The sequence below is a fragment of the Burkholderia pyrrocinia genome, from assembly GCF_001028665.1.
GTDB lineage: Bacteria > Pseudomonadota > Gammaproteobacteria > Burkholderiales > Burkholderiaceae > Burkholderia > Burkholderia pyrrocinia.
Genome location: NZ_CP011503.1, coordinates 33,216 through 45,570, shown reverse-complemented (window position 1 = coordinate 45,570; position 12,355 = coordinate 33,216). Strand labels below are relative to the sequence as shown.

Annotated in this window: 10 protein-coding genes and 7 tRNA genes; 12 read left to right on the top strand and 5 right to left on the bottom strand. The window is 65.4% G+C overall.

The genetic code is table 11. The features are described from left to right. Positions 1-16 precede the first annotated feature (16 nt). Positions 17-943, bottom strand: coding sequence for a patatin-like phospholipase family protein (locus ABD05_RS00220; protein WP_047898442.1), 927 nt, complete (start codon positions 941-943; stop codon positions 17-19). 280 nt (positions 944-1,223) lie between these two features. Between ABD05_RS00220 and gltX the strand changes: the two genes are divergently transcribed. The 9 genes from gltX to ABD05_RS00175 all read left to right on the top strand — a co-directional run bounded on the left by gltX (position 1,224) and on the right by ABD05_RS00175 (position 4,572). Then, positions 1,224-2,633: a glutamate--tRNA ligase gene (gltX, locus tag ABD05_RS00215; RefSeq protein WP_047898441.1), complete on the top strand. Its 1,410-nt coding sequence runs from the start codon at positions 1,224-1,226 to the stop codon at positions 2,631-2,633. Positions 2,634-2,760: 127 nt separating this feature from the next. Next, positions 2,761-2,836 (top strand) — tRNA-Ala (locus ABD05_RS00210). A 140-nt stretch (positions 2,837-2,976) separates the two neighbouring features. Beyond that, positions 2,977-3,052 (top strand) — tRNA-Glu (locus tag ABD05_RS00205). Between the two features lie 78 nt (positions 3,053-3,130). Next, positions 3,131-3,207, top strand: a tRNA-Asp gene (locus ABD05_RS00200). A gap of 63 nt (positions 3,208-3,270) precedes the next feature. Beyond that, a tRNA-Glu gene (locus tag ABD05_RS00195) sits at positions 3,271-3,346 on the top strand. A gap of 78 nt (positions 3,347-3,424) precedes the next feature. Continuing rightward, positions 3,425-3,501 (top strand) — tRNA-Asp (locus ABD05_RS00190). 65 nt (positions 3,502-3,566) lie between these two features. Then, positions 3,567-3,642, top strand: a tRNA-Glu gene (locus tag ABD05_RS00185). Positions 3,643-3,715: 73 nt separating this feature from the next. Continuing rightward, positions 3,716-3,792: transfer RNA gene (locus tag ABD05_RS00180), tRNA-Asp, on the top strand. Between the two features lie 315 nt (positions 3,793-4,107). Continuing rightward, complete coding sequence (locus ABD05_RS00175) at positions 4,108-4,572, top strand: GNAT family N-acetyltransferase (protein WP_047898440.1); 465 nt, start codon at positions 4,108-4,110, stop codon at positions 4,570-4,572. A gap of 33 nt (positions 4,573-4,605) precedes the next feature. On the opposite strand, the gene ABD05_RS00170 is transcribed toward ABD05_RS00175, so the two are convergent. Then, the gene (locus ABD05_RS00170) at positions 4,606-5,484 is read right to left on the bottom strand and encodes an AraC family transcriptional regulator (protein ID WP_047898439.1); all 879 of its coding nucleotides are present in this window, start codon (positions 5,482-5,484) and stop codon (positions 4,606-4,608) included. A gap of 318 nt (positions 5,485-5,802) precedes the next feature. Between ABD05_RS00170 and ABD05_RS00165 the strand changes: the two genes are divergently transcribed. Then, a complete protein-coding gene (locus ABD05_RS00165; RefSeq protein ID WP_047898438.1) occupies positions 5,803-6,216 on the top strand; it encodes a gamma-glutamylcyclotransferase family protein in 414 nt (137 codons plus the stop codon). 126 nt (positions 6,217-6,342) lie between these two features. On the opposite strand, the gene aceB is transcribed toward ABD05_RS00165, so the two are convergent. Both aceB and ABD05_RS00155 read right to left on the bottom strand, forming a co-directional pair. Next, entirely contained in the window at positions 6,343-7,935 is a 1,593-nt protein-coding gene (gene aceB, locus ABD05_RS00160; RefSeq protein ID WP_047901013.1) for a malate synthase A, read from the bottom strand. Positions 7,936-8,002: 67 nt separating this feature from the next. Continuing rightward, entirely contained in the window at positions 8,003-8,764 is a 762-nt protein-coding gene (locus ABD05_RS00155; RefSeq protein WP_047898437.1) for a haloacid dehalogenase type II, read from the bottom strand. Positions 8,765-8,918: 154 nt separating this feature from the next. Here ABD05_RS00155 and ABD05_RS00150 point away from each other — a divergent pair, with 154 nt between their 5' ends. Next, positions 8,919-9,824, top strand: a complete 906-nt coding sequence (locus ABD05_RS00150; protein WP_047898436.1) for a LysR family transcriptional regulator — start codon at positions 8,919-8,921, stop codon at positions 9,822-9,824. A 168-nt stretch (positions 9,825-9,992) separates the two neighbouring features. Beyond that, the gene (locus ABD05_RS00145) at positions 9,993-10,427 is read left to right on the top strand and encodes a universal stress protein (RefSeq protein WP_047901012.1); all 435 of its coding nucleotides are present in this window, start codon (positions 9,993-9,995) and stop codon (positions 10,425-10,427) included. 224 nt (positions 10,428-10,651) lie between these two features. Here the strand turns inward: ABD05_RS00145 and aceA are convergent, their stop codons facing one another. Continuing rightward, positions 10,652-11,959 carry an isocitrate lyase gene (aceA, locus tag ABD05_RS00140; RefSeq protein ID WP_047901011.1) on the bottom strand — a complete coding sequence of 436 codons (1,308 nt, stop codon included), beginning with the start codon at positions 11,957-11,959 and terminating at the stop codon, positions 10,652-10,654. Positions 11,960-12,355 lie beyond the last annotated feature (396 nt).

Genomic DNA, 12,355 nt, shown 5'->3' with positions numbered 1-12,355 from the left:
GCGAATGGCGTGCTTCTTATGCGGCAGCCGTGCCGCGCGCCGCCGCGAGCTTGCGCTGCAGTTCCGGCATGATGCGCGCGACCGCTTCCTCTCCCGCGAGGATCGCCGCGTTGCGCTGGTTGAAGTCGCTGCCGCCCATGGCCGCGAGGTTCGGGCGAATCACGACGTCCGCGTATTTGTCGAGTTCGTAGGTCTTGATCGTCTGGCCCATGATCGTGAAGGTCTGCAGCAGCATCTCGATCGGGTTGTTGGTCGCCGCGCCGTCCGGCCGGGCCGAGATGTCGACCGCGATCACGAAGCTCGCGCCCATCTTGCGCGCGTACGACGCGGGCACCGGGCTCACGAGGCCGCCGTCGACGTATTCGCGATTGCCGATCTTCACCGGTTCGAACACCGACGGCACGCTGCACGACGCGCGCACCGCGAGCCCCGTGTTGCCTTGCTGGAACAGGATCGGCTGGCCGCTCTGCAGATCCGTCGCGACGATGCCGAGCGGCTTCGCCATCTTCTCGATCGGCCGGTTGTTGAGCGTCTTGTTCAGGAAGTTCTGCAGCGCGACGCCCTGCAAGAGGCCGCGCGAGCGGAACGGCAGCGCCCAGTCGCTGATCGCCGCCTGGTCCATGTCGAGCGCGATCTTGTTGATCTGCAGCGCGCTCATGCCCGACGCATAGAGTGCGCCGACCACCGAGCCCGCGCTGGTGCCCGCGACGATCTCGATCGGGATGCCGCGCGCCTCGAGCGCCTTCAGCACGCCAATGTGCGAGAAGCCGCGCGCGGCGCCGCCGCCGAGCGCGATGCCGATCTTCACGGGCTTCTCGTTCGGCTGCGCGGGGTTGGATGCGTTGTCGGGACGGGACTTGCCGCCGAACGACGTACAGGCGGCGAGGCTGGCGGACGCGCACGCGATCGTGAAATGGCGGCGCGACAGGCGAGGGGACGACATCGAATGGTTCTCCGGCGGCTTGGCGGCGGGTTACACGGCCCGCGGCGGCGATAGGTTCCGAGCGGCCGCGCGGCGGGTTCCGGGCGGCCGGCGCCGCGCCGGCTGGCGGCCGCGGCGCGCACATCATAAAGCAAGCGGTGCGCTTGGCGCGATGTCCGGCGCGAGTATAATTCCGGCTTCTTTCCCGTTCCGGGCGTCGCCGGCCCCGTTGCTGTCCGGGCTGCCGCCGTCGATCCCGCGTCGAATCATTCATGCGCCCCAGGCGTTCGAGTTACCGTTTATGACCCGTCCTGTCCGTACCCGCTTCGCGCCGAGTCCCACCGGCTTCATCCACCTCGGCAACATCCGCTCCGCACTCTATCCGTGGGCGTTCGCCCGCAAGATGAAGGGCACGTTCGTGCTGCGCATCGAGGATACCGACGTCGAGCGCTCGTCGCAGGAAGCGGTCGATGCGATCCTCGAAGGGATGCAGTGGCTCGGCCTGGATTTCGATGAAGGCCCGATCTACCAGATGCAGCGGATGGACCGCTATCGCGAGGTGCTCGCGCAGATGCTCGAGAAGGGCCTCGCGTACCCGTGCTACATGTCGGCCGAGGAACTCGACGCGCTGCGCGAACGCCAGCGCGAGGCCGGCCTGAAGCCGCGCTACGACGGCACGTGGCGTCCGGAGCCCGGCAAGGTGCTGCCCGAGCCGCCGGCTGGCGTGAAGCCCGTGCTGCGCTTCCGCAATCCGCTGACCGGCACGGTCGTGTGGGACGACGCGGTGAAGGGGCGCGTCGAGATCTCGAACGAGGAACTCGACGACCTCGTGATCGCGCGCCCGGACGGTACGCCGATCTACAACTTCTGCGTGGTGGTGGACGACATGGACATGAGCATCACGCACGTGATCCGCGGCGACGACCACGTGAACAACACGCCGCGCCAGATCAACATCCTGAATGCGCTCGGCGGCGAAGCGCCCGTCTATGCGCACCTGCCGACCGTGCTGAACGAGCAGGGCGAGAAGATGAGCAAGCGGCATGGCGCGATGAGCGTGATGGCGTATCGCGACGCGGGCTTCCTGCCTGAAGCCGTCGTCAACTATCTCGCGCGCCTCGGCTGGTCGCACGGCGACGCGGAGATCTTCTCGCGCGAGCAGTTCGTCGAATGGTTCGATCTCGAGCATCTCGGCAAGTCGCCCGCGCAGTACGACCACAGCAAGCTGAGCTGGCTGAACGCGCATTACATCAAGGAAGCCGACAATGCGCGCCTCGCCGCGCTCGCGAAGCCGTTCCTCGACGCGCTCGGCATCGACGACGCGGCGATCGCGACGGGCCCGGCGCTCGACGCCGTGGTCGGCCTGATGAAGGATCGCGCGACGACGGTCAAGGAGATCGCGGAAGGCGCCGCGATGTTCTACCGCGTGCCGGCACCGGAAGCCGACGCGCTCGCGCAGCACGTGACCGAAGCGGTGCGGCCGGCGCTGGCCGATCTCGTCGTTGCGCTGAAGGCAGCCGACTGGACGAAGGAAGCGGTGTCCGCTGCGCTGAAGGCGACGCTCGGCACGCACAAGCTGAAGATGCCGCAACTCGCGATGCCGGTGCGCCTGCTGGTGGCGGGCACCACGCATACGCCGTCGATCGATGCGGTGCTCGTGCTGTTCGGTCGCGACGTCGTGGTGTCGCGCATCGAGGCCGCGCTGGCCTGAGTTCGTGCGTGAGCGAGGCTGTCTGCGCGTGAGATCGCGGCAGCTTCGCAAAAAATTTCGCTCGAATCGCAAAAAGGGTATTTACAAGTTCAAAGTCGGTCCATATAATCTCATTTCTGTTCTGCAAGGGGGTATAGCTCAGCTGGGAGAGCGCTTGCATGGCATGCAAGAGGTCAGCGGTTCGATCCCGCTTACCTCCACCAACAGAACAAATTGGATTGGTTTGCGAAGCAGCAGTGGTAGTAATAAATGCTTCACAGAATGATCTAAAGCAGTTAGAATTCCGGCCTTCGCTGTTGATGAGAAGTGAATAGCGAAAGTCAGACAGATCTGAAAAGATTTTGTCCCCTTCGTCTAGAGGCCTAGGACATCACCCTTTCACGGTGAGTACAGGGGTTCGAATCCCCTAGGGGACGCCAGATTCAGCGGCGTTTTATAGAAGTGTCGCGAGGCTTGCAGGAACGTAACCGACGTCCTGCGGGTTGGGTAAGAAAGCTGGAGCGGTAGTTCAGTCGGTTAGAATACCGGCCTGTCACGCCGGGGGTCGCGGGTTCGAGTCCCGTCCGCTCCGCCAGAACGAAGCCCGTTCAAGACGTTTTTGAGCGGGCTTTTGTATTAAGGATGTAAGCAGTACGTTGTCCCCTTCGTCTAGAGGCCTAGGACATCACCCTTTCACGGTGAGTACAGGGGTTCGAATCCCCTAGGGGACGCCAGATTCAGCGGCGTTTCGTAGAAGTGTCGCAACGCTTGCAGGGCGTGAACGATGTCCTGCAAGTGGGGTAAGGAAAGCTGGAGCGGTAGTTCAGTTGGTTAGAATACCGGCCTGTCACGCCGGGGGTCGCGGGTTCGAGCCCCGTCCGCTCCGCCAGAACGAAGCCCGTTCAAAGAACGTTTTTGAACGGGCTTTTGCATTAAGGATGTAAGCAGTACGTTGTCCCCTTCGTCTAGAGGCCTAGGACATCACCCTTTCACGGTGAGTACAGGGGTTCGAATCCCCTAGGGGACGCCAGATTTCGGCGTCGTTCGAACAAACGATGCGCCGGCAGGAAGCAACCGACGCCTGCCAGGCAAGCAGCAAGACTGGAGCGGTAGTTCAGTCGGTTAGAATACCGGCCTGTCACGCCGGGGGTCGCGGGTTCGAGTCCCGTCCGCTCCGCCAGAAAATGAAGAAGCCCGCCGTGTGCGGGCTTTTTCATTTGCGTTTCCGGTTGCGCCCGCTGGCGGGCGCGTGACTGCGGAGCGGAGGAAGCCGCCTGCGCGGCTTCCGGCGGGACTCGAAGGGCTGCGCTTGCAAGCGCAGCCGCGGCCTGCGGGATGTAGGCGAGTCCCGTCCGCTCCGCCAGAAAATGAAGAAGCCCGCCGTGTGCGGGCTTTTTCATTTCCGCATCCTGGGCCGCCCTGCTACGAGAAATTCGCGATTGCATCCGCACGCGACTGCGCTATCGTGGCGGGATGCGTTCTTGACCCCTGCGCGATGCTCGATCCGACCGACCTGCGACTCCTGTATCAGCTCCGGCCCGCGGAGCCCGGCGATTTCCCGTTTGCCGAAGCGCTGACGCACGGCAACATGGGCAGCTACTACAAGCGCCATGGGCTCGTATGGCGCAGTGACCTGTTCTATGCGAGCTGGCGCGAATCCGAAAACTTCATCCTCGAAGCCGACGGCGAGCGCATCGGCGTGCTGCGCGTGACCGAGGAGGGCGACTCGCTGCATATCCGCGACGTCCAGATCGCGGCCGGCCATCGCGGGCAGGGCGCCGGTACCTACATGCTCGACATGTCGCACCGCTGGGCGCGCGCGCGCGGGCTGCACGAACTGCAGTTGCGTGTGTTCGTCGACAATCCGGCCGCGCGTCTCTACCTGCGCATGGGCTACCGGATAGCCGGGTCGCGGCTCGCGCAACTCGGCTCGATCCGCCACATGGTGCGGCCGGTCTGAAGGGCCGACGATCCGGAGCGCAGTGCTTAGCGCTTAGCGGTTAGCGTCGATCGCGTCGTCGTCCGGCATTTCGTCGTCCACAATGCGACCTTCCGCGCCGCGATGCTCGTAGCCGCGCAGCATGAACGCGCGCGGGCTTTCGCCGAATGCGCGGCGGAACATCGCCGAGAACGCGCTCTGGCTCTGGTAGCCGAGTTCGCGCGCGATATGCGACAGCGGGCGCCCCTGGTTCAGCAGCGGGATGGCCCGCGCCAGCAGCGCCTGCTGGCGCCACTGCGAAAAGCTCACGCCCAGTTCCTGCTTGAAGAGCCGCGAAATCGTGCGCGTGCTCGCGCCGACCTCGCTCGCCCAGTGTTCGAGCGATTCCGCATGCGCCGGTTGCGCGAGTACCGATTCGCACAGCATGCGCAGCCGTTTCTCGTCGGGCATCGGCACCGCGAGCGGCAACGGCTCGGCGTGGCTCAGTTCGTCGAGCACGAGTCCGCACAGCAGGTGCTCGCGCACGGCGCTCAGGTCGCGCGCATCGAGTGCGACGATCAGCTCGCGCAGCAATCCCGTCACTTCGACCACGCGGCATGCGTCGAGCCCGTCCGGCACGATCGACTCGTCGATATACAGCGTGCGCAAATACGCTTCCTCGACGATCACGACCTCGTGGGTCACGCGCGGTGGCACCCAGATCGCGCGGGACGGCGGCACCATCCACGTCGTGCCGGTCGTCGCGACGCGCAGCACGCCGCGCGACGCGTACGCGAGCTGCGCCCACGCATGCGTGTGCAGCGGGATGCGGTGGCCGGCGTCGACCTGCCGCGCACGTACGCGCATCGGGTGGACGGCGGTCGGCGCGAATTCGGGCGGGATGTCGATGACGTCGTACGGGTTCGATGCGTCGGCTTGGACGGGCGGATTCATGGACGGTTCGGGCGGCGCGGCGGCGATGCCGTTATTTTAGAAGGCGCCGCGCAAGCGCATGCGGCGGTTTTTCGGGCGATCATGCCGTGGTCAAATGAACTTTGTATGGGGCCGGGCGAATTCGGCGCGACTGCCCGGGGCCGCGCGCTTGCCGGTCAGAACCATCGGGCCGCTCCCGTGGTCTATCTGTGCATGCGCAATTTCGCATGCATCGCATACGAGGTGCGTACGCATCGCGCGCACGCACTGGCGGCGTGCTCGTCAGCGCGGTCATGCTGACCTGACACGGCAACACACGAATCAAAGAGGAGAACCACGATGCGCCACGTATTCGTCTACGGCACCCTGAGAGCCGGACAGACCAACGACATCAGCCATGCGGCCGCACGGCACGGAATCGCCGCGCCGACGCTGCTTGGTGCGGTCGCGCTGCCGGGCGAACTGTACGATTTCGGCACGTATCCGGGGATGATCGTCGGGGCGGCCGGCAAGTCGCTGGTCTGGGGCGACGTCTACGAGGTCGACGAGCGGCTCGTTCCCGTGCTCGACGAGATCGAGCGCGTCTATCCGGGCGTCGACACGCTGTTCCAGCCGGAAGAGGTGACCGTCGAGCTCGGCGGACGCCAGTACGCATGCCTGTATTATCCGGTCGCCGCCCATGCGGCAGACGGGCGTCCGCGCATCGCGTCGGGCGACTGGGTCCAGCACCGTCGCGAGCGGGCAACTGCCTGAGCGTCCACGCGACAGCGGGTCGTGCCGCAAAAGAAGAAGCGCCCCGCGGGGCGCTTTTTTCATGCGGTTGCCGCGTACGACCGGCGACGGCACGTGGCCGGACGCCGATCGCAGCGGGCAGCTTCGTCAGATTTCCTCGTACAGCGGCAGCGTCAGGAATTCGGTGAAACCTTCCGACGTCGACATCTTCTCGAAGATCGCCGCGGCGCGCTCGTACGGCTGCGTGTTGCCGCCGACCGACCGCTTCACGTTGTCGAGCTCGACCTTCGCGTACTCGCGCACGAGTTCGGCCGTGACCTTGCGGCCGTCGTCGAGCACACCCTTCGGCGAGCGGATCCACTGCCACACCTGCGAACGGGAAATCTCGGCGGTCGCCGCGTCTTCCATCAGGTTGTGAATCGGCACGCAGCCGTTGCCGTCGAGCCACGCGCCAAGGTAGTGAATGCCGACGTTGATGTTGTTGCGCAGGCCGGCTTCGGTGATCGGCGCTTCAGGCTGGAAGTCGAGCAGGTTCTTGCCTTCGACCTGCACGTCGTCGCGCTGCTTCGCGATCTGGTTCGGCCGGTCGCCGAGCACCTTGACGAACTCGTCCATCGCGATCGGCACGAGGCCCGGGTGCGCAACCCAGCCGCCGTCGTAGCCGTCGGTCGCGTCGCGCTGCTTGTCCGAGCGCACGCCGCCCATGGCCTTGTCGTTCGCTTCCGGATCGTTCTTGATCGGGATCAGCGCGCTCATCCCGCCGATCGCCGGCGCGTTGCGCTTGTGGCAGGTCTTCAGCAGCAGCAGCGCGTACGCGCGCATGAACGGCACCGTCATCGTGATCTTCGAACGGTCGGCGAGGCAGAAATCGCGGTCGTTCTTGAACTTCTTGATCGCCGAGAAGATGTAGTCCCAGCGGCCGGCGTTCAGGCCCGAGCTGTGCTCGCGCAGTTCATACAGGATTTCATCCATCTCGAACGCGGCGAGGATCGTCTCGATCAGCACCGTCGCGCGGATCGTGCCGCGCGGCACGCCGACCGCTTCCTGCGCGGCGACGAAGATGTCGTTCCACAGGCGCGCCTCGAGATGGCTCTCCATCTTCGGCAGGTAGAAGTACGGGCCCGAGCCGCGTGCGATCAGTTCCTTCGCGTTGTGGAACAGGAACAGCGCGAAATCGAAGATGCCGCCGGACACGCGCTGGCCGTCGACCGTCACGTGCTTCTCGTCGAGATGCCAGCCGCGCGGACGCACGATCAGCGTCGCGACCTTGTCGTTGAGCTGGTACGACTTGCCGTTCTGCTCGAGCGAGATCGTGCGGCGCACCGCGTCCTTCAGGTTGATCTGGCCGTCGATCTGGTTCGTCCAGCTCGGCGCATTCGAATCCTCGAAGTCCGTCATGTACGAATCGGCGCCCGAGTTCAGCGCGTTGATGATCATCTTGCGCTCGACGGGGCCCGTGATCTCGACGCGGCGGCATTGCAGGTCGGCCGGCAGCGGCGCGACCTTCCAGTCGCCTTCGCGGATCGCCTTGGTATCGGCCAGGAAGTCCGGGCGCTCGCCCGCGTCGAGGCGTTGCGTGCGCTCGACGCGCGCCTGCAGCAGCGCCTGGCGGCGCGGTTCGAACGTGCGGTGCAGCGCTGCGACGAGTGCGAGCGCTTCGGGCGTCAGGATCGCTTCGTAACCCGGCTTGATTTCGCCGGTGATCGTCATGCCTTGCGGCAGCGTGATCGGGGTGCTCATGAGTCTCATCTCCTTGGTCGGTCAGTTGCGGTTTCGGTGAAGGGGGAAGGCGGCAGCGCTGCGAGCGTCATGCACCCGGGCCGGGGCGCGTGCGGTTTGCGTGTCTGCCGGACGGAGCCGGGGTGGCGAGGAATGCGAGCAGGTCGGCCATGCCGGTGCCCGTGCCGTCGGGCGGCGCGCCGAGTTCCTCGGCGGGCGCACCCGTGCGGTTGAGCCAGAACGTCGTATAGCCGAACCACGCGGCACCGGCGACGTCCCAGGCGTTCGACGACACGAACACGATGCCGCGCGGGTTCGGCCCGAACGCGGCGGTGCCGAGCGCGTAGACGGCCGGACTCGGCTTGTATGCGCGCACGGTGTCGGCCGACAGCACGCGATCGAACAGCCCGGACATGCCGGCGCTCTTGATCGCGATGTCGAGCATCTGCGGGTTGCCGTTCGACAGGATCGCGAGCGGCGGGCGCGGCTCGAGCGCATGCAGCCTGCGCAGCGCGGGCACCGTATCGGGATAGGTGGACAGGCACGCGTATTCGTCCATCAGCCGCTTCTCGGCCGCGCTGTTCAGCGCGAGGCCGAGCGCGCGCGCGGCGAACCGCAGCGCGTCGAGCGTGATGTCCCGGAACGGGCGATAGCGGGCGCCGGCCGGATCGGCGAGCGTGCGCAGCTGCGAGTATTCGATTTGCTTGCGTCGCCACAGCTGCGATAACCGTTCCCCGTGACCGGGGAACATCTGCTCTGCCGCGGCCACGACCGCATGCACGTCAAACAACGTGCCGAATGCGTCGAAGAGGATTGCGTCGGGAGAGGAGAGTGTCGTTGTGGCCGACATAGCCTTGCGCTCCAGTTTCAGAGGTCGAGTCGATTCTATTCGTGATCGTAGGGTCTAAAAAAGACGCTAATCATCACTTGATCTTTTACTTTCATATACCTAATCTTGAGCGGCTTAAGCTATTTGAAGGACGGCAGCGCCGTCCCTGCGAGTCATGGACCGGTTCAAACAGATCGAAACGTTCGCCGCGGTCGCGGCGAAAGGCAGCCTGTCGGCGGCCGCGCACGCGGAAGGCGTCGCGCCGGCGATCATCGGCCGCCGCCTCGACGCGCTCGAGGAGCGGCTCGGCGTCAAGCTGCTGGTGCGCACGACGCGCAAGCTCACGCTGACGTTCGAGGGGTCGGCATTCCTCGAGGATTGCCAGCGGATCATCAACGACATGCAGAATGCGGAGGCGAGCGTGTCCGCCGGCGGCGTCAAGGCGAGCGGCCACCTGCGCATTTCCGCGCCGGCCGGTTTCGGCCGGCGGCACGTCGCGCCGCTCGTGCCCGAATTCAGCGTCGGGCATCCGGACGTGTCGGTCACGCTCGACCTGTCCGACCGGATGGTCGACCTCGTCAACGAGGGGTTCGATTGCGCGGTGCGGCTCGGCGAGCTGCCCGACTCGTCGCTGGTGTCGCTGAAGCTCGGCGAGAATCGCCGCGTGTGCGTCGCGTCTCCCGCGTATCTCGCGCGGCGCGGCATGCCGCTCACGCTCGCGGAGCTGGCGCGGCACAACTGCCTCGCGCTCGCGGCGAACGCGAACCAGCAACGCGGCTGGGCGTTCCAGGAGGACGACAAGGTCGTGTCGATTCGCGTGAACGGCACGATGGAGTGCTCGGACGGCGCGGTGCTGCACGAATGGTGTCTCGCCGGCCACGGTCTGGCATGGCGCTCGTGGTGGGAAGTCGGCGAGGACATCGCGGCCGGCCGGCTCGTCAGCGTGCTCGACGCATTCGCCGCGCCGCCGATCGGCATCCATGCGGTATTTCCCCAGCGCCGGCACCTGCCGTTGCGCGTCCGCCTGTTTCTCGATTACCTGAAGCACACGTACGAGCGGCCCGGTTATTGGGGCGAGTAGTAAGCGTAGGCCGCGCGTGCCCGCGCGTTTCCGATATGAGGGCGAACCCGCTGCCGGTGCCGGTTGCGCGGTTTCGCACACTACAATCGTAAGAGGCACGCGCGACGCATCGCGGTCGGCCCGGATGGGATCGCGGCGCGCGGAGTGCGATTGACGAAGGAGGGCGCGATGTTCCGGCACATCCTCGTTCCAACCGACGGTTCCGAACTGTCGCAGAAAGCGATCGACGGCGCGATCGACCTGGCTCGCGCGGTCGGCGCGCGCGTGACGGCCTACGCGTGCCTGCCGCAGTATCCGTACTCGCCGTTTTCCGAAGTGATCATCGAGCCGCCCGCCGATTTCCGGGCGCGCAGCGAGCGCGAGGCGCGCGCGCATCTCGACGAGGTCGAATCGGCCGCGACGGCGGCCGGCGTCGTCTGCGACACGTGGACCAGCGTGCATCCGTCGCCGTATCTCGGCATCATCGAGGCGGCCGAACGCGGCGGTTGCGACGTGATCTTCATGGCGTCCCACGGACGTCGCGGGCTCGGCAGCCTGCTGATCGGCAGCGAGACGCAGCGCGTGCTGACCCATACGAAAATTCCGGTGATCGTGTATCGGTAGGGCGGTGCCGGTTGCGGCCGCGCAGGTGGCAGCAGGATCGGCATTGCAGAAAAAGGGCGCGCCGGACGAAAGCCGGCGCGCGTCGTTGCTGGCGGCCCGCGGGCCGCGCGGCCGGTCGCGCGATCTGCATCGCGCGCCTGCCGTCTTCCTCCCTGATTGTTGTTCGGTGGCCGATGCCGCGCCGTCGCGAGACGGGGCGGGCATCGGCATGACGCCTGCGCGCGTTACGCGACCTTCTTGCCGTCGAAGAACTGTTCGTCTTCGGTCGAGCCGTGCAGCGCGGTCGTCGATGCTTCGCGCTCGACCGTCTGCGTCACCGCGTCGAAGTAGCCGGTGCCGACTTCGCGCTGGTGCTTGACGGCCGTGAAGCCCTTGTCGGCTGCCGCGAACTCGGCCTGCTGCAGTTCGACGAACGCGCTCATCTGCGTGCGGGCATAGCCGTGCGCGAGGTTGAACATCGAGTAGTTCAGCGCATGGAAGCCGGCCAGCGTGATGAACTGGAACTTGTAGCCCATCGCACCGAGTTCCTTCTGGAACTTCGCGATCGTCGCGTCGTCGAGGTTCTTCTTCCAGTTGAACGACGGCGAGCAGTTGTACGACAGCAGCTTGCCCGGGAACTGCTTGTGGATCGCTTCCGCGAACTTCTTCGCGTACTCGAGATCCGGCTTGCCGGTTTCGCACCAGATCAGGTCGGCATACGGCGCGTACGCGAGACCGCGCGAGATCGCCTGCTCGAGGCCCGGCTTCGTGCGGAAGAAGCCTTCCACCGTGCGCTCGCCAGTCAGGAACGGCTTGTCGTTGTCGTCGACGTCGGACGTGATCAGGTCGGCCGCTTCCGCGTCGGTCCGTGCGACCAGCACGGTCGGCGTGCCCATCACGTCAGCCGCGAGACGCGCAGCCGACAGCTTCGCGACGGCTTCGCGCGTCGGCACGAGCACCTTGCCGCCCATGTGGCCGCACTTCTTCACCGACGCGAGCTGGTCTTCGAAGTGGACGCCCGAGGCGCCTGCCTCGATCATCGCCTTCATCAGTTCGAACGCGTTCAGCACGCCGCCGAAACCGGCTTCCGCGTCGGCCACGATCGGCGCGAAGAAATCGACATAGCCTTCGTCGCCCGGGTTCTTGCCTTCCGACCACTGGATCTGGTCGGCGCGCGTCAGCGTGTTGTTGATGCGCTTCACGACCAGCGGCACCGAGTTGGCGGGGTACAGCGACTGGTCCGGGTACATTTCGCCCGCGACGTTCGCGTCGCCGGCAACTTGCCAGCCGGACAGGTAGATGGCCTTCAGGCCGGCCTTCACCTGCTGCATCGCCTGGTTGCCGGTCAACGCGCCGAGTGCGTTGACGAACGGCTCGTTGTTGATGAGGCTCCACAGCTTTTCCGCGCCGTGCTTGGCCAGCGTGTGCTCGATGGGGATCGAGCCGCGCAGGCGGACCACGTCCTCGGCCGAGTAGCCGCGCTTGATGCCCTTCCAGCGCGGATCGGTTTCCCATTGCCTTTGCAGTTCCTGTGCCTGTTGCTGACGCGACATGATGAGCTCCTTGATGCTGTGTGTTGCCAAATGGTTCGAATCTGACGGTGGTGATGCCGTTCTCGAAGCGGGGGAGCGATGCGTTCCGTTTCGCGAAGTCTTGTATAAGAGTTTAGGCAAATCGACTGACGCGAAACAGCGGCTGTCTCAGGAAGTGCGTAAATTTTTAGTTGTTTTTAATCAATATCTTGAATGTGCAATTTCGGGATAAGAAATGATTTTTCCCATCCCGCAATCGCACGGGTTGTGCCACGCAACATGATTTTTTACGACGCAAAAAAATTTTCCGCATCGTGAAATGTGCCGCGGGGCGAAAAAAAACCGGCGCAAGTGCGCCGGTTGGCTGGATTGGCGGGGGACGCCATCCGTGGGGCGGCCAGCGGCCGCCCGTGCGTG

Coding starts and splice junctions, on each gene's coding strand:
- ABD05_RS00220 (WP_047898442.1), bottom strand. CDS start 943: ATGTCGTCCCCTCGCCTGTCGCGCCGCCATTTCACGATCGCGTGCGCG.
- gltX (WP_047898441.1), top strand. CDS start 1,224: ATGACCCGTCCTGTCCGTACCCGCTTCGCGCCGAGTCCCACCGGCTTC.
- ABD05_RS00175 (WP_047898440.1), top strand. CDS start 4,108: ATGCTCGATCCGACCGACCTGCGACTCCTGTATCAGCTCCGGCCCGCG.
- ABD05_RS00170 (WP_047898439.1), bottom strand. CDS start 5,484: ATGAATCCGCCCGTCCAAGCCGACGCATCGAACCCGTACGACGTCATC.
- ABD05_RS00165 (WP_047898438.1), top strand. CDS start 5,803: ATGCGCCACGTATTCGTCTACGGCACCCTGAGAGCCGGACAGACCAAC.
- aceB (WP_047901013.1), bottom strand. CDS start 7,935: ATGAGCACCCCGATCACGCTGCCGCAAGGCATGACGATCACCGGCGAA.
- ABD05_RS00155 (WP_047898437.1), bottom strand. CDS start 8,764: ATGTCGGCCACAACGACACTCTCCTCTCCCGACGCAATCCTCTTCGAC.
- ABD05_RS00150 (WP_047898436.1), top strand. CDS start 8,919: ATGGACCGGTTCAAACAGATCGAAACGTTCGCCGCGGTCGCGGCGAAA.
- ABD05_RS00145 (WP_047901012.1), top strand. CDS start 9,993: ATGTTCCGGCACATCCTCGTTCCAACCGACGGTTCCGAACTGTCGCAG.
- aceA (WP_047901011.1), bottom strand. CDS start 11,959: ATGTCGCGTCAGCAACAGGCACAGGAACTGCAAAGGCAATGGGAAACC.